Origin of the sequence: Vulcanococcus limneticus LL, from assembly GCF_002252705.1 — a bacterium.
Lineage (GTDB): Bacteria > Cyanobacteriota > Cyanobacteriia > PCC-6307 > Cyanobiaceae > Vulcanococcus > Vulcanococcus limneticus.
In genome coordinates, this window is sequence record NZ_NQLA01000028.1 from 25,103 (window position 1) to 40,193 (window position 15,091).

Annotated in this window: 17 protein-coding genes and 1 pseudogene; 8 read left to right on the forward strand and 10 right to left on the reverse strand. The window is 73.0% G+C overall.

Annotated features, from left to right (window positions below; genetic code table 11):
- The first annotated feature begins 154 nt into the window (after positions 1–154).
- Entirely contained in the window at positions 155–1,450 is a 1,296-nt protein-coding gene (gene purB, locus CJZ98_RS11560; RefSeq protein WP_094591282.1) for an adenylosuccinate lyase, read from the forward strand.
- A 25-nt stretch (positions 1,451–1,475) separates the two neighbouring features.
- Here the strand turns inward: purB and CJZ98_RS11565 are convergent, their stop codons facing one another.
- Positions 1,476–4,403, reverse strand: coding sequence for a DEAD/DEAH box helicase (locus CJZ98_RS11565; protein WP_232756420.1), 2,928 nt, complete (start codon positions 4,401–4,403; stop codon positions 1,476–1,478).
- Positions 4,404–4,459: 56 nt separating this feature from the next.
- On the opposite strand from CJZ98_RS11565, the gene CJZ98_RS11570 reads away from it, so the two are divergent.
- Genes CJZ98_RS11570 through bioA form a run of 6 tightly spaced genes read left to right on the forward strand, consistent with a single transcriptional unit; the run spans position 4,460 to position 9,459 of the window.
- On the forward strand, positions 4,460–5,716 hold the full coding sequence (locus CJZ98_RS11570) for an aminotransferase class I/II-fold pyridoxal phosphate-dependent enzyme (RefSeq protein ID WP_198537729.1): 1,257 nt from the start codon (positions 4,460–4,462) through the stop codon (positions 5,714–5,716).
- On the forward strand, positions 5,716–6,429 hold the full coding sequence (locus CJZ98_RS11575) for an alpha/beta hydrolase family protein (RefSeq protein WP_094591283.1): 714 nt from the start codon (positions 5,716–5,718) through the stop codon (positions 6,427–6,429). The genes CJZ98_RS11570 and CJZ98_RS11575 overlap by 1 nt, the downstream gene beginning before the upstream one ends.
- Positions 6,416–7,249, forward strand: coding sequence for a methyltransferase domain-containing protein (locus CJZ98_RS11580; RefSeq protein WP_232756421.1), 834 nt, complete (start codon positions 6,416–6,418; stop codon positions 7,247–7,249). The genes CJZ98_RS11575 and CJZ98_RS11580 overlap by 14 nt, the downstream gene beginning before the upstream one ends.
- 35 nt (positions 7,250–7,284) lie before the next feature.
- The gene (gene bioD, locus CJZ98_RS11585) at positions 7,285–7,965 is read left to right on the forward strand and encodes a dethiobiotin synthase (protein ID WP_094591303.1); all 681 of its coding nucleotides are present in this window, start codon (positions 7,285–7,287) and stop codon (positions 7,963–7,965) included.
- Positions 7,962–8,117: a hypothetical protein gene (locus CJZ98_RS18845; RefSeq protein WP_198537731.1), complete on the forward strand. Its 156-nt coding sequence runs from the start codon at positions 7,962–7,964 to the stop codon at positions 8,115–8,117. The genes bioD and CJZ98_RS18845 overlap by 4 nt, the downstream gene beginning before the upstream one ends.
- 46 nt (positions 8,118–8,163) lie before the next feature.
- Positions 8,164–9,459 carry an adenosylmethionine--8-amino-7-oxononanoate transaminase gene (gene bioA / locus CJZ98_RS11590; protein WP_094591284.1) on the forward strand — a complete coding sequence of 432 codons (1,296 nt, stop codon included), beginning with the start codon at positions 8,164–8,166 and terminating at the stop codon, positions 9,457–9,459.
- 28 nt (positions 9,460–9,487) lie between these two features.
- On the opposite strand, the gene CJZ98_RS11595 is transcribed toward bioA, so the two are convergent.
- A complete protein-coding gene (locus CJZ98_RS11595; protein ID WP_390625455.1) occupies positions 9,488–9,706 on the reverse strand; it encodes a DUF3143 domain-containing protein in 219 nt (72 codons plus the stop codon).
- On the reverse strand, positions 9,690–10,307 hold the full coding sequence (locus CJZ98_RS11600; RefSeq protein ID WP_094591286.1) for a J domain-containing protein: 618 nt from the start codon (positions 10,305–10,307) through the stop codon (positions 9,690–9,692). The genes CJZ98_RS11595 and CJZ98_RS11600 overlap by 17 nt, the downstream gene beginning before the upstream one ends.
- 54 nt (positions 10,308–10,361) lie before the next feature.
- Here CJZ98_RS11600 and rsmG point away from each other — a divergent pair, with 54 nt between their 5' ends.
- Complete coding sequence (rsmG, locus tag CJZ98_RS11605; protein WP_094591287.1) at positions 10,362–11,153, forward strand: 16S rRNA (guanine(527)-N(7))-methyltransferase RsmG; 792 nt, start codon at positions 10,362–10,364, stop codon at positions 11,151–11,153.
- Positions 11,154–11,168: 15 nt separating this feature from the next.
- Here the strand turns inward: rsmG and CJZ98_RS11610 are convergent, their stop codons facing one another.
- The 7 genes and pseudogenes from CJZ98_RS11610 to CJZ98_RS11635 all read right to left on the reverse strand — a co-directional run.
- Positions 11,169–12,401 (reverse strand): aldo/keto reductase, encoded by a 1,233-nt coding sequence (locus CJZ98_RS11610; protein WP_094591288.1) that lies wholly within the window; start codon positions 12,399–12,401, stop codon positions 11,169–11,171.
- Complete coding sequence (locus CJZ98_RS11615; protein ID WP_094591289.1) at positions 12,401–12,823, reverse strand: ferredoxin; 423 nt, start codon at positions 12,821–12,823, stop codon at positions 12,401–12,403. The genes CJZ98_RS11610 and CJZ98_RS11615 overlap by 1 nt, the downstream gene beginning before the upstream one ends.
- Positions 12,824–13,216 carry a DUF1257 domain-containing protein gene (locus tag CJZ98_RS11620; protein ID WP_094591290.1) on the reverse strand — a complete coding sequence of 131 codons (393 nt, stop codon included), beginning with the start codon at positions 13,214–13,216 and terminating at the stop codon, positions 12,824–12,826. It abuts the gene before it with no gap.
- A gap of 21 nt (positions 13,217–13,237) precedes the next feature.
- Positions 13,238–13,462, reverse strand: coding sequence for a DUF2997 domain-containing protein (locus CJZ98_RS11625; protein WP_094591291.1), 225 nt, complete (start codon positions 13,460–13,462; stop codon positions 13,238–13,240).
- 102 nt (positions 13,463–13,564) lie between these two features.
- Positions 13,565–14,365 carry a HEAT repeat domain-containing protein gene (locus tag CJZ98_RS11630; protein ID WP_094591292.1) on the reverse strand — a complete coding sequence of 267 codons (801 nt, stop codon included), beginning with the start codon at positions 14,363–14,365 and terminating at the stop codon, positions 13,565–13,567.
- A gap of 28 nt (positions 14,366–14,393) precedes the next feature.
- A complete protein-coding gene (locus CJZ98_RS19360) occupies positions 14,394–14,519 on the reverse strand; it encodes a hypothetical protein (RefSeq protein WP_255082155.1) in 126 nt (41 codons plus the stop codon).
- Between the two features lie 60 nt (positions 14,520–14,579).
- Positions 14,580–15,091, reverse strand: a pseudogene (locus CJZ98_RS11635) (hypothetical protein); the annotation flags it as partial.

The window sequence follows — 15,091 nt, forward strand, 5'->3', positions numbered from 1 at the left end:
TGGTGCGTCGGCGGCCGGCGCCCGCGGGGCGGGCGATGCCGCCTCTGCACCAGCCACCGCGACCGGGCGGGCTCCAGGGCTCAGGGGGTAGGGGGAGCTCTAGGAGCCGGAGTATCACCCCATACATTGGGGGAGATGTGAGCCCGGCGCGGCCTTGATCGAGCGTTACACCCTGCCCGAGATGGGCGCCATCTGGAGCGAGCAGGCCAAGTTCCAGAGCTGGCTGGATGTGGAGATCGCGGCCACCGAGGCCCAGTGCGACCTCGGCCGGGTGCCTCCTGAGGCAGTAGCCACGATCAAGGCGAAGGCGGCCTTCTCAGTGGAGCGCATCCTCGAGATCGAGGCCGAGGTGCGTCACGACGTGATCGCCTTCCTCACCAACGTGAACGAGCACGTGGGCGATGCGGGCCGCTACATCCACGTGGGTATGACCAGCTCAGACGTGCTGGACACGGGGCTGGCGCTGCAACTGAAGGCCTCGGTGGCGATCCTGCGCCACGAGCTCGACCAACTGGCCGAAGCCCTGCGCGAACTGGCCCGGGCCCACAAGGGCACGGTGATGATCGGCCGCAGCCACGCCATCCACGGCGAGCCGATCACCTTCGGCTTCAAGGTGGCCGGCTGGCTGGCCGAGGTGGTGCGCAACCAGGAGCGGCTGGAGCGCCTGGAGCGGGTGGTGGCCGTGGGCCAGATCAGCGGCGCCATGGGCACCTACGCCAACACCGATCCCCAGGTGGAGGCCATCGCCTGCCAGAAGCTGGGCCTGGAGCCGGATACCGCCAGCACCCAGGTGATCTCCCGCGATCGCCACGCCGAATACGTGCAGACCCTGGCGCTGGTGGGTGCCGCCCTGGAGCGCTTCTCCACCGAGATCCGCAACCTGCAGCGCACCGATGTGCTGGAAGTGGAGGAGAACTTCGCCAAGGGCCAGAAGGGCAGCTCGGCCATGCCCCACAAGCGCAATCCGATCCGCAGCGAGCGCATCAGCGGCCTGGCCCGGGTGCTGCGCAGCTACACCGTGGCGGCCCTGGAAAACTGCGCCCTCTGGCACGAACGAGACATCAGCCACAGCTCTGTGGAGCGAATGATGCTGCCCGACTGCTCGGTGACCCTGCACTTCATGCTGCGGGAGATGACCCAGGTGGTGAAGGGGCTCGGGGTCTACCCCGAGAACATGGCCCGCAACCTGAACGTGTACGGCGGCGTGGTGTTCAGCCAGCGGGTGCTGCTGGCCCTGGTGGAGGCGGGCCTGGCCCGCGAGGAGGCCTACCGGATCGTGCAGCGCAACGCTCACACGGCCTGGAACACCGGCGGCGGCGACTTCCGGGCCAACCTCGAGGCCGATCCCGATGTGAGCGGCCAGCTCAGCCAAGAGCAGCTGGCGGACTGCTTCTCCACCGCCCTGCACCAGGAGAATCTGGGGGTGATCTGGGAGCGGCTGGGGATCTGAGCACCCGGCCTTTGCAGCCCGGCCCTCAGGCCGCCCGCTCCGTGGCCGGGTTGAGCCCCTCCCCCGCCACCAGCAGGTCGATCGGCTCACACACCGGGAAGCGGTTGATGGCCTTCAGCGCCAGCCGGGCATGGCTGCGCAGCCGTTCGCTGATGGCCTCGCAGTAGGGGATCTGGGCCAGCAGGTCCACGGTGCGGCGCATGATCCGCACCACGTCCCCCTCATCGAGGGAGGTGTTGGCGATCACGTCGTTCCAGGCGGCGCCCTTGGCCCAGGCATGGACCAGTCCCATCAGCTCCGGCTCGAACCACACCGGCACCACCACCCTGGCCGTCTCCTGCTGGCGCAGCAGCTCGCGGCGGATGCCGCGCAGGTCGTGCAGGGCCTCCTCGGCCGCGGGGGGCGGCGGGTAGCCGCTCCACAGGTCGGGCCGGTTCACCTCGGTGGAGATGGCCTCCAGCAGGGCCGCCAGATCGGCCGGTTCCAGCTCATCGGCGTGACCGCTCATCAGCGCCAGACCGATCCAGAGCTCGTTGTCGCCACGGATGGCGGCCACGGTGCGGCCGATCTCGGTGGGCTCCAGCCCCCCCTCGCCACCCAGGCAGCCGAAGCGCTGCAGGATGTCGATCAGGGCCAGGAAGGTCTCCCAGTGGCGGTTGGCGCGGAAGTGCAGGATGCGCTGCCGCTCCTCGATCTCGGCCTCCAGCTCCTCCATGCGCTGGCGCTGCTTCTTGAGCCGCTTGCGGTCGCCGGCGTGGTGGGCCGGATGCAGCTCCAGGGCCAGCTCCAGCTCGCGCACCAGGTGGGCCTGGGCCTGCACCTCGCCGGCCAGGTCGTACTGGGGGGTGGTCATGTCGTGGCGGCGGGCCATCGAGGCCACCGCCAGGGCCAGGCCGCCGCTGGCCTGATCGCCGTGGCGCAGCTCGCCGGAGCGGTGCAGCTCGGGGGCCTGGATCTCCCGCACCTGCAGACAGCTGAGCTCGGCGTGCAGGCTCACCACGGCGCCGCAGGGCACCAGGATCCACACGTTCTCATCGGTGAGGCAGAGCAGCAGCGGGAACTGCCCCGGCCCCTCCAGCTTCTCCACGATCACCGCCGGCGTGACCCGGCCCCTGAGCTGGGGCGTGCGCAGGCTCACCAGGGTGCCCTCGCTGGCGAAGCGCAGGGCCAGGGTGAGTTCGTGGGCCAGAGTCTCCTCGGCCTGCTGCTGCAGGATCCGCAGCAGGCGCCGCTCCTCCAGCAGGCGACCGCGCTGCTTCTCGTAGGCCTCGAAGTCGTCCCAGGCCACCTCCGGACCGGTGCCGAGCAGGTGGCCGAGCTGGGCACGCAGCTCGGCGATGCGGGCCTCGTCCTCCACCAGGTCGAGGGAGGCCAGGTAGCGGCCGAAGCTGCGCTCCACCAGTTCCTTGGCCTTGGGCAGCTCGTAGCGCTGCAGCAGGTTGAGCACCATGCCGTAGCTGGGGGTGAACTGGCTCACCAACGGATCGGCGGGGCTGGTGGCCAGCTGGCCGGCCTCGCGCACCCCCTCGAAGCGGCTCTGCACCGTCACCACGTAGCCCTGGGAATCGAGGCCACGACGGCCGGCCCGGCCCGCCATCTGCAGGAATTCGCTGCCCATCAGCGGCCGGTGGCCCCGCTCGGTGCGCTTGGAGAGGGCCGAGATCACGGTGCTGCGGGCGGGCATGTTGATGCCGGCCGCCAGGGTCTCGGTGGCGAACACCACCTTCACGAGCCCCTGCTGGAACAGCTCTTCAATCAGTTCCTTCCAGGCGGGCAGCACGCCGGCGTGGTGGGCTGCGATGCCGCGCAGCAGGGCGTCGTCGTGGCCGCCCTCACGCACGGCCTCCGGGGTGGCGGCCACGTAGGCCTCCAGGCGGGCGCGGATGCGGGCCTGCTCCTCGGGCGTCACCAGGCAGAGCTTGCCCAGGTCACGCACGGCCTTGTCGCAGCCGCGGCGGCTGAAGATGAAGTAGATGGCGGGCAGCATGTCGCGCTCGGCCATCTGGGCCACCACGAAGGCCAGGGGTGGGGCCTCGGGCTGGGGTGGCTTGGGCGTCTTGGGCCCCTTGCGCTTGTGGCCCTTGGGAGCGCGCCACACCTTGCAGTTGGGGTGCAGGTCGGTGCCGGCCTCGTTGAGCAGCGGGTGCAGACCCTTGGCGCTGCAGAAGCTGAACTGGAGCGGCACCGGCCGGAAGGTGCTCATCACCAGCCGGGTGGGCCCGTGCACCTTGGCGATCCAGTCGGTGAGCTGGCCGGCGTTGGCCACCGTGGCGGAGAGGGCCACCAGCTGCACCGTGAGCGGGCAGTGAATGATTGATTCCTCCCACACGGTGCCGCGCTGGGAGTCGTTCATGTAGTGGCACTCATCGAGCACCACAGCCTCCACATCCGCCAGGGGATCGTCGTCCTGGTCGGCCTCCGCGTAGAGCATGTTGCGGAAGATCTCGGTGGTCATCACCACCACCTTCGCCTCACGATTCACCGTGAAGTCCCCCGTCATCAGGCCCACGTTCTCGGCGCCGAACTGCTCGCGGAAATCGCGCAGTTTCTGGTTGGAAAGGGCCTTGAGCGGCGTTGTGTAGAACACCTTCTGGCCATGGGCCAGGGCGCGGTGGATGGCGTACTCGCCCACCAGCGTCTTGCCGGAGCCGGTGGGGGCGCTCACCACCACCGAGTGGCCCTGGTTGAGGGCATCGATCGCCTCGAGCTGGAAGTCGTCGAGGGGAAAGGGGAAGAGCTGATCGAGGGGGGGCACCGCGCCGGCCACCGGCAGGGGCCCTGCGGGTGGGGTGGCGGTCGGGGTGGCGCCTTGGGCCGGGTCCGCACCAGCACCTGCCGTATCGGAGCCAATTCGCTCCGAATGAGCGGCGGGGGCGGCCTTGGGGAGAGTCTGGAGGGTGGAACCGGCCGGATCGGAGTCCTGATCGGGCACGTCGGGGCCGGTGCTGTGCATGGGGGAATCCTAGGAGCAGACTGCTTTCAGCCCAGGCGCCCGTCAGCGGCCAGCCCTTGAGCGACGCCCCCCCCGATCCCCTGGCCCCCCTGGCCGCCGCCCTCGCGGCCCTGCCGGAGCAGCGGCGCCGGCGGCTGCGCCATTTCCAGCCCGCTGGACCCGGGAGCCTGCGGGCGATCGGGGCCGACGCGGCTCCGGCCACCGCCCAGCCAGCGACAACGCCTGCGGCCGCCCCCAGCGGCTCGCGCCAACCGCTCCTGCTGGATCTGGCCAGCAACGACTATCTGGGCTTCAGCCAGCACCCCCAGCTGAAGGCCGCGGCCAGCGCCTGCATCGCCGAGCAGGGCGTGGGGGCCGGCGCCTCGCGGCTGGTGAGCGGCACGCGGCCGGTCCATGCCGAGCTGGAGCGGCGCCTGGCCCGCTGGCTGGGGCGGGAGCGGGTGCTGCTGTTCCCCAGCGGCTTCCAGGCCAACCTGGCGGCGGTCGGCGCCCTGGCGGATCGCCACAGCCTGGTGCTGGCCGACCGGCTGATCCACCACTCGTTGCTGGTGGGGGTGCAGGCCACCGGCGCCCGGCTGCAGCGCTTTGCCCACAACGACCTGGCGGATCTGGCGCAGCGGCTGGAGCGCGCCAGATCCGCCGAGCCGCAGCGGCGCCTGGTAGTGATCAGCGAGAGCCTGTTCAGCATGGAGGGCACATCTCCAGACGCCACCGCCCTGGCGGAGCTGTGCCGGCGCCACGCTGCCGCCCTGCTGCTGGATGAGGCCCACGCCCTTGGGGTGCTCGGGCCCGGCGGTCGCGGCCTGGGCCAGGGGCTTGCGGGGGTGCACCTGGTGAGCGGCACCTTCGGCAAGGCCTTCGGCAGTGGCGGCGCCTTCCTGGCGGCCGATGGCGTGGTGGGGGAGTGGCTGGAGCAGTTCTCCGGGCCATTCCGCTACAGCACCGCCCTGGCCCCACCCCTGGCCGCCGCGGCCCTCGCGGCCCTGGAGTTGCTGGAGCAGGAGCCCGGGCGCGGGGTAGCCCTGCTGCAGCGGGCGCGGCGCTGGCGCGACCGCCTGGAGGACGCCGGCTGGCCCCGTCCCCCCGGGGAGGGGCCGATCCTGCCGCTGCTGGTGGGCGGCGATGCCACCGCCCTGGCCCTGCAGCAAAGGCTGGAGGCCGCGGGGCTGCTGAGCGTGGCGATCCGCCCGCCCACCGTTCCGGAGGGCTCGGCCCGGCTGCGGCTGGTGCTGCGCCACGATCTGGCCCAGGGCAGCCTGGAGCGCCTGCTGGGGGCCCTGGGCCCACCGGCTCACCCCCAGGAGAGCAGCTGATGGGCGTCGATCTGATCGCGATGCACGGCTGGGGTGGCGACCACCGCAGCTGGGCCCCCTGGGGCGCCGCCGCCGTGGAGCGGGGCTGGCGGCTGAGCTGCGGCGAGCGGGGCTACGGCCGCCAGACGCCGCACCAGCCGACCTGGGGCGACGCCGAGCAGCGGGTGGTGCTGGTCCATTCCCTCGGCCTGCACCTGCTGCCGCAGGAGCTGCTGGGACAGGCCACGGCGGTGGCCCTGCTGGCCAGCTTCGGCCGCTTCGTGCCGCCGGGGCCGCCGGGCCGGCGCCTGCAGAAGGCCCTGCAGGGCATGGCCGCCAAGCTCGAGGCCGGCGGCGGCGAGCCCGAAGCGATGCTGCGGCAGTTTCTGGCGGAGGCCGCCGCTCCAGCACCGCCCGAGTGGCTGCCCCAAGGGCCCCTGGAGGATGGCCTGAGCGCCGAGGGCCTGCAACGGCTCCACGACGACCTGGCCCTGCTGGGCCACACCAACGGGCTGCCGTGGGGCTTTCCCAGCACCGCGCGGGTGCTGATCGTGGAGGCCGCGGAGGATCGGATCGTGACCCCCGAGAGCCGGGGGCTGCTGCGGTCAGCCCTGCCCCAGGCGGAGCTGCTGCGCCTGGAGGGGGTGGGCCACAGCCTGCTCAGCCCCACGCTGATCCCCGCCGTGCTGCATTGGATCGAGACCCCTGCGGCGGGAGGCCATGGTCCGGGCTGACTCCACAGCCAGTCGTGCCGCGGAACCAGTGGCGGATCCGGGGGCGGAACCCGCCGCGCCGCCCGGCGACTTCAGCGGCCAGGTGCGCCGCAACTTCGGCCGGGGCGCCGGGCGCTACGAGCGGGAGGCACGGCTGCAGCGGGCCGTGGCCTGGCGCCTGGCACGGCACTGCCGTGACCTGGCGATCCCCACCGGCCCCTGCGCCGACCTGGGGGCCGGCACGGGCCTGCTGGCCGGGGCGCTCGAGCAGCTGCGGCCGGACCTGCGGCTGCTGCGGGTCGACAACTGCCCGCAGCTGCTGGCCCAGGATGCCGCGACGGCCCCGCACCTGCGCTGGGATCTGAATGGCGGCCTGCCACCAGGCCTGGAGGGCTCGGCGCTGCTGGTCTCCAGTTTCGCCCTGCAGTGGCTGGAGCAGCCGGAGCGCCAGCTGGAGCACTGGGGCGGGCAGCTGCACGCGGGCGGCTGGCTGGCCCTGGCGGTCCCCACCGCCGCCAGCTTCAGCCAGTGGCGGGCCGCCGCCGCCGCCGCCGCCGTGCCGTTCACCGGCCTGGACCTGCCGGAGGCGGAGCGCCTGGAGGGGGCGGCGGGCCGCCACCTGGAGCTACGGCTCTGCCGCCGCCTGCGCTTCAGCCGACCGGCCCCGAGCGCCATCGGCTTCCTGGGCCAGATCAAGGCGATCGGCGCCCAGGCCAGCCGCGGCCCGCGCCTCGGGCCCGCACAGCTCAGGCGTCTGGAGGCCGCCTGGCCCAACGCCGCCGGCCGCCGCCTGGAATGGGAGGTGCTGCTGCTGCTCGGCCGCCGCCCGGGCGCGGCCTGAGCGGCGGCCTGGCCGTGACCCGCCCGCCCGACGCCATGCCCCCCGTCCAGGCCCCCATCCCCGAGCCCCCCCTGCAGCTGGTGGTCTGCGGCACCGACACCGATGTGGGCAAGACGGTGGTGAGCGCCCTGCTGGTGCAGGGCTTGGGGGCCCACTACTGGAAGCCGGTGCAATCCGGCCTGGAGGGCGGCGGCGACAGCGGCCGGATCCGCACCCTGCTGGACCTACCGTCGGAGCGTCTGCTGCCGGAGGCCTACCGCCTGACGGCCCCCGTCTCACCCCACTGGGCGGCGGAGCTGGAGAGCGGCGATCCCCAGCGGCCTGGGGCCCCGATCGATCCGGCCCGGCTGGCCCTGCCGGCCGTGGCGGGTCCCCTGGTGGTGGAGTGCGCCGGCGGCCTGCTGGTGCCCCTGCGCCGGGACCTGCTGCAGATCGACCAGATCCAGCGCTGGGGGCTGCCGGTGCTGCTGGTGGCCCGCAGCGGCCTGGGCACCCTCAACCACACCCTGCTGTCGCTGGAGGCCCTGGAGCGGCGGGGGATTCCGGTGCTCGGCCTGGTGCTGAACGGCCCTCAGCACCCCGACAACCCCCGCACCCTGCAAGCCCTGGGCCATGTGCCGGTGCTGGCCTGCCTGCCCCCCGTGGAGCCCCTCAGCCGCGAGGCCCTCGCCGTCCAGTGGGAGGCCAGTGGCCTGGCCCATAGGCTCCAGCGATGAAACCATCTGTTCTTCTGATCAGCGGCGCCGTCGTCGTCGTGCTCGCCGGCATCCTGGCGGCCATCACCGATCTCGATGTGGCGGTGGTGCGCTGGGTGAGCTGCGGCCCGCTGGGCAGCAGCGCGGCGAAGCAGTCCGAGATCTGCCGCTGACGCCCGGCGCCGGCGGCAGTGCCCATCCCGTTCCTTCCGATTGACCATGGCGACCTGGCACCCCCACCTCTGGCACCCCACCACCCAGGTGGCCACGGCGGATCCACCGCTGCGGGCGGTGCGGGCCCGGGGTGCCCTGCTGGAACTGGAGGACGGCCGCCAGCTGATCGACGCCATCAGCAGCTGGTGGGTCACCCTGCACGGCCACGCGGAGCCGGAGATCGCGGCGGCGGTGGCGGCCCAGGCCCAGACCCTGGAGCAGGTGATCTTCGCCAACTTCAGCCACCCCCCCGCCGAGGCCCTGGCCACGGCCCTGAGTGCCCGAACGGGCCTCGAACGGCTGTTCTTCTCCGACAACGGCTCCACCGCCGTGGAGGTGGCCCTCAAGATCGCCTGGCAGTGGTGGCGCAACCAGGAAGCCGCCGGCACGCCGGGGGCGGCGGCGCGGCGGCGCCTGATCGCCTTCGATGGGGCTTACCACGGCGACACCTTCGGGGCCATGGCCCTGGGGGAGCGCTCGATCTTCTCGGCCCCGTTCCAGCCGCTGCTGTTCGAGGTGGCCCGGGCCCCCTGGCCCGCCACCTGGTGGGACGACGAGGGCATCGAGGCACGGGAGGCGGCGGCCCTGCAGCGGCTCGAGCAGCTGCTGGAGGAGGTGCCCACCGCGGCGGTGATCCTGGAGCCGATGATCCAGGGGGCCGGCGGCATGGCCATGGTGCGCCCCTCGTTCGTGCACGGCGTGGCGGAGCGGGTGCGGGCCGCCGGCGCCCTGCTGATCGCCGATGAGGTGATGACCGGCTTCGGCCGCACCGGCGCCCTGTTCGCCCACCGCCACGCCGCCATCCAGCCCGACCTGATCGCCCTCTCGAAGGGCCTGACCGGCGGCTTTCTGCCCATGGGGGTCACGATGGCGAGCGAGGGGCTGTTCGCAGGCTTTGTCGATGCGGAGCAGCCCGGGCGCACCCTGTTCCACGGCCACAGCTTCACCGCCAACCCCCTGGGCTGTGCCGCCGCCAACGCCAGCCTGGCGCTGCTGGAGCGCCAGGCCGAGCGCTTCACGGGCTTCGAGGCCCGCCACCGCCCCCACCTGGAGGCCCTGGCCCGCCACCCCAGGCTGCGCCGGCCGCGGCTGCTGGGCACGGTGGCGGCGGTGGAGCTGGTGGTGGAGCGCCCCGGCTACCTCAACCCCGTGGGCCGGGAGCTGCAGCGGCGGGTGCTGGAGCAGGGCGTGTTCCTGCGGCCCCTGGGCCAGGTGCTCTACCTGCTGCCGCCGCTTTGCCTCAGCGACGCCCAGCTGGAGCAGTGCTACGCCGCCATCGGCCTCGCCCTGGACGCCCTCTGAGGAGCGCCCAGCCCTGGGATGCCCAGCCTCAGGGGCCCGCCAGGATCGCCGCCTCCACATCGGCGCGGGAGAGTCCGTAGGGGAAATGGCGCTCGTTGCACTGTCCAGCCCCTGGGCCGGATTCCGCGCTGGCCGGGGCCGTTGCCCGCTGCCAGCGCACGCCCAACTCCTCAATCTCCAGCTCGATCTCGGCGCTCCAGTCGCGGCGATGCAGATCCCAGAGACAGGGGTTACCCCGCTGCTGCACCGCGCCCAACTCCTGGAGCCACTGCTCCAGGGCTGGCAAGGGATGGTGGTAGAGGGGAGTCTGCGGCGGCGGCAGGGGCGACATCCGAACGGGCGGAAGCTGGGGATTGGGCAGTCTGCCCCGGCGCGCCCGGCGGCGCCGGCCACCAGCTGGGAGCTCGTATCAGCTCGGCGCCACGGGCCCAGGCCAGTCCAACCCCCAGCACCAGGCTGAAGACCACCGCCAGGGCCAGCAGCACCAGGGCAAACCACTCGCCACCGGAGAGGTCGCGGCGCACCGAGGCGGGCGGGCCGGGCACCACCAGCCGCAGGCCCGGGGGCGGGGCGGCGGGCGGCGGGGCAAGGGTGGCGACCAGGCTGGCGTCGTAGCTGCGGCGGCGCTCGGGGTCGCTGAGGGCGTTGTAGGCCTGCTGCAGCCGGCGAAACGCCTCCTGGGCCTGCGGCTCCGGCAGGGTGGTGGTATCCGGGTGATACAGCTTGCTCAGGCGCCGGAAGGCCTGGCGCAGCTCCTGGGCCGAGGCCGTGGGCTCCAGCCCCAGCAGTTCATAGTGGTTGGCATGGCCCCTGTGGCGGGCCTCTCCGAGGGAATCGCCGGCGACCACCGCTGCAGCACCTGATGTGCGGGATCCTAGGGAGCCTGCCCCTGAGCCCCGCGGATGCCCGCCGACCCCGAGCCCACCGCCGCTGCGGCCGCCAACGCCGCTGAATCCGATGGGGCCTTCGCCAGCCCGACACCGGAGCTGTGGCAGGCCCTGGGCTGGGCCCCGGATGACAACCAGCGCGCCCAGTTCCTCGCCCTGCAGCAGCAGCTGCGCGAGTGGAACGGCCGCCTCAACCTCACCCGCCTGGTGGAGGAGGCCGATTTCTGGATCGCCCAGGTGGTCGACAGCCTCTGGCCGCTGCTGCCGCTGCTGCGGGAGCGCCCCGAAGCGCCGCTGCGCTGCATCGACGTGGGCACCGGCGGTGGCTTCCCCGGCCTGGCGGTGGCGATTGCCCTGCCCAACGCCCGCCTGACCCTGGTGGATTCGGTGGGCCGCAAGACCCAGGCCGTGCAGGCCATGGCCGAGGCCCTGGGCCTGGCGGAGCGGGTGGAGCTGCGCTGCGAGCGGGTGGAGCTCACGGGCCGCCAGAAGCGCTGCCGCGGCCAGTTCGACCTGGCCCTGGCCCGGGCCGTGGCGGCGGCGCCGGTGGTGGCCGAATACCTGGTGCCCCTGCTGGCCAGCGGCGGCGAGGCCCTGCTCTACCGAGGCCAGTGGTCGGACGATGACCAGGCGGAGCTGGATCGTGCCCTGGCCCTGCTGAAGGCCCGGGTGAGCCGGCGCGAGCAGCGGGAGCTGCCGGCCGGGCGGGGCCTGCGCACCGCCCTGACCCTGCAGCCCGTGGCCCCCTGTCCCGCCCAGTACCCGCGGGCGGTGGGGGTGCCGGCCAAGCTGCCGCTCGGGGCCTGAACGCCGGCAGGGGCCTCAGCCCTGTTGCAGGCGGCGCACCTGCTCCCCGCCGATCCGCTCCCGCAGCCGGCGCAGCAGGTCAGGGATCTGCGCGGCCCAGGGGCTCCCGCCGAGGACCCCCAGCAGCTCCACCTCACTCACCGAGACATCGAGGGCATCGGCATTGGCGCCGGGGAACCAGTGGCCGCCGGACCCCAGCAGGCCGTAGCGGGCCCGGCCGAAGCTCTGCAGGTCCCAGGCCTCCAGCAGGTTGTGCAGCCACAGCAGCACCGGCAGGTTGATCTGGCCGGGGGTGTCCTGCCACTCCGGCAGGCCCCGCTCCCAGCTGGAGAGCCAGGCCTCGCCGAGGACCTCCCGCCGGGCCTGCTCCAGCCGCGCAACGATCGGCGGCAGCAGCTCCGCCGCCCGGGGCAGCAGCGCCACGGCCTGCAGGTGCAGCTCCAGATCCTCCGGCCGGGCGGCGCCCACGCTGAGGGTGTGGATGCCGGGGGCCGAGAGGCAGAACAGATCGTTGAACACGATCGGGTGCAGCGGCGCGCAGAGCTCCAGCAGCCGCGGCGACGGGCTGTGCAGGTGGCCACCCTTGTCGGTGGGGCTGATCACGAACACGCCCATGTCGCGGGCGGTGGCGGCGACGATCGCCGGGCCGTTGTCCTGGCGGATGTAATACCAGTGCAGGTTGATGTAGTCGAAGCGATCCGAGGCGATCGCCTCCAGCATCAGCGACAGGGGCGCGTGGGTGGAGAAGCCCACCGATCCGATGCGGCCCTCGGCCTGCCAGCGGCGGGCCACGTCCATGCAGCCGCCGGGCCGCAGGGTCTGCTCCAGGTGCTCCGGCAGGTTCAGGCCGTGGATGCCGAGCAGATCCACCCGCTCCACCCCCAGCCGCTCAAAGCTCAGGGCCAGTTCCGCCTCGAAGGCCGCCGCGTCGTCCTGGGGCGGCACCTTGGTCTGCAGGATGCGCCCTGGGTCAGGGCACTGGGGCAGCAGCCAGCCCAGTTGGCGCTCGGAACTGCCGTAGTGCCGAGCGGTTTCCACGTGGTGGAAGCCATGGGCCACAGCCCGCTCCAGGGTGGCGCGCAGGTTGGCCTGGCTCTCGGCGGTGATCTGGTCGGCCGGCAGGTCGCTCCAGCTCTGCTGGAAGCGCATCCCCCCCAGCGACAGCACTGGCATCGCCAGCTCCGTGCGCCCGAAGCGGCGGGTCGGCAGAGGGCCTGGCCCGGCGCCTGGCGGGACAGGGGAGGCCATCAGGGCGCCTCGCCCTGGGCAGCACCACCGCGGGGAATCAGCCGCTTGGGCCGGGCTGCGCTCGGCAGCCCCAAAGGCAGCAGCTCCTGGCGGCGGGCCTGCTGCTCGAGGCCGGGCAGGTCCTCGTAGGCCACCCAGTGGATGCAGTCCACCGGACAGGTGTCGATCGCCTCCTGGATCGTCTCGGTGCTGTCGCCGTCCTGGCGGATGGCGCGGGAGCGGCCCCAGTCGGGCTCCACCAGGAAGGTGTTGCCGGCCACGTGGGCGCAGTAGCGGCAGCCGATACACACCGCCTCATCCACCCACACCGCCTTCTGGCGCAGGCCTCCCCCCAGCAGCGGCTCACGCCCAGTGGGTTCGACGGCAGGACGCGCGGCCGCCGCAAAGGCCAGGGAGGGATCAACCGGGGCAGGCCGGGGCACTCAGCCGTCCCAGCGGGTCACCACCAGCTCGATGCTGCCGTCGAGGGCCTGGCGCTGCTCACTCACCTGGAAACCCTCCTGCTCGGAGGCCGCCAGGATGCTGCGCAGGGCGTAGCGCTGGGTGAGCTGGGCCAGGAAGCGCTCCACCGGCACCGGCTGCTTCCACAGGTCCAGGTCGGTCACCAGCTCATAGCTGCCGGCCTCGGCGTTCCAGCGGAAGCCGAGGTCGCTGCCCTGCTCGCTGGCGATGGCCAGGTCGGCCAGCACGGTCTGGCCGCGGTAGCCACGTACGGGGCGCTCGCCCTCGCTGGGCTGGTGGCCCAGATCGCGCAGGGCGTCGAGCAGGGCGCCGCGATCACGGAGTTCCGTCTTGACGGTGCTGAAATGCGACATGGTGCAGGCCTCGCGGGGAGCTCAGGACAGCGGTGCTGTGATGGTCTGCTCGGCGGTCACCGACTGGCCAGAGGGGAGCGCCTGGGCCTGGTAGGCCTCGGAGGTGGCGCGGCGCTGCTGCACCACGCCCAGCTTGGCCTCGATCCGCTCGGTGAGTTCCTCGCAGCCGCTGCCGGCGATGCCCTCCACCAGCTCCTCCACGCGGCCGTCGGGCCGGATGCGGAATCGGATGGTGTGCTGGGCCATTCCGGGCAGCGGAAGGTGACGCGATGCTAGCCGCGTCGTCCAGGTGCTGGGGGACGCCCGGGTCGATCGGGCGTCCCCCAGCACCTGGATCGGCCCAACCGCTCAGCTCAGCAGTCCCTCATCCACCAGGGTCTGCAGGCGCTCCAGCACCATCGGATCCTCCAGCTGCTCCAGGGCCAGGCGGGCCTCGTCGCGCACGGTGAGCTCGCCGTCGTGGAGCATGGCCTTGAGCAGGGCCTCCACCACCTCCCGCTGGCGCGGCTCCACCAGATCGGGGTAGAGGCGGCCCAGCGACCAGGCGCAGTTGCTGCGCACCACCGGCTCACTGTCGATGCGCAGGCTGAGCAGCAGCTGGCCGGCGGCCTGGTCGGCCTTCGCCAGGCCCGTGGCGCCGGCATCGGCCAGGGAGCTGGCGGCCCAGAGGCGCACGGCGGCGATGTCGTTCTGCAGGGCCCGGATCAGCGGGTTCATCACCGGGGCATCCGGATAACTGCCCAGGCTCCAGGCCACGGCCTTGCGCACGTAGCCGTTGCTGTCGTTCTGGAGCAGGGCCAGCAGCGGGGTCACGGCCTGCAGATCCGGGTTGCGTCCCAGGGCATAGACCGCGCTCATGCGCAGGATCGGGCAGCTGGCCTCCAGCAGGGGCAAGAGCTGGGCCGGGGCGCGCGGGTCGCGGTGCTCGCAGAAGATGCGCAGCCCCTGCATGCGCTCCTCGTGGCTGCCGCGCAGCAGCTGCAGGCCCAGGTCGCACTCGGCGGCCACGTCGGCCTCCCCGGGCTCGAGGGTGTCCAGGTCGTCGAGGGGATCCCCCAGCAGTTCCTCCGCCAGCTCCGAGGCGAGCACCTCCGGATCCAGGGCCAGCTCGGCCGGGCTGTGGGAGAACGGTGGGAAGGGGTCCGTCATCGGGGGATCGTAAAAGCCGGGCTCCGGCTCAGCCGATCGGCGCCGGAGCCGCCATGTCGCCCGGCAGCCAGATGCGGGCGCTCACCGCGACCAGGGCCAGGCCGAACAGCAGCACGATCGCGGCCGGAAGCAGGGTGGAGCGGAGAAACTGCACGGCGGGCTCGGCGTTGGCCCCATTGTGGCGGTCCAGCCGAACCGAACCCGCAGGGTGCCCCTACTGGCCGCTGCCGTAGGCCACCACACAGGCCGCATTCAGGAGCTGGGCGGCCTCAAAGCCGCTGGCGGGCTGGCCATTGAGCAGGCCGCTCTGACAGTCCCCCTGGGCCGTCAGGGTCACGCCATTGGCCCCGTAGACGAAGCTCACGCCGCTGGGGGGCGCGGCCACCACCGTGGCGTAGTTGAGCTGGTAGCTGGTCTGGGGCACCACGAACACCGTGGACTGCTGGGCGGCGGCGCTGTTCACGGAATTGGCGATCGCGGCGCCCGTGGCCAAGCCCGCCACCCCCCAGCCGACGGGCCGGGTGCCGTACCAGCCGGCGCTCCAGGGCCGAGCGGCCCAGTAGCCCCCGCCGGCCCAGCCCGGGTGATAGACGGCGGCGCCATAGGCGGCGGCCGGCGCGCGGGTGAGCCCCACCCCAGGAGCCCCCCAGCCGGCCCCGGGGCGCACACCCGCCCCGGAGGCCGGGCCGCCCACACCTCCTGCACCCACCCCGGGGCGGGGCGTCA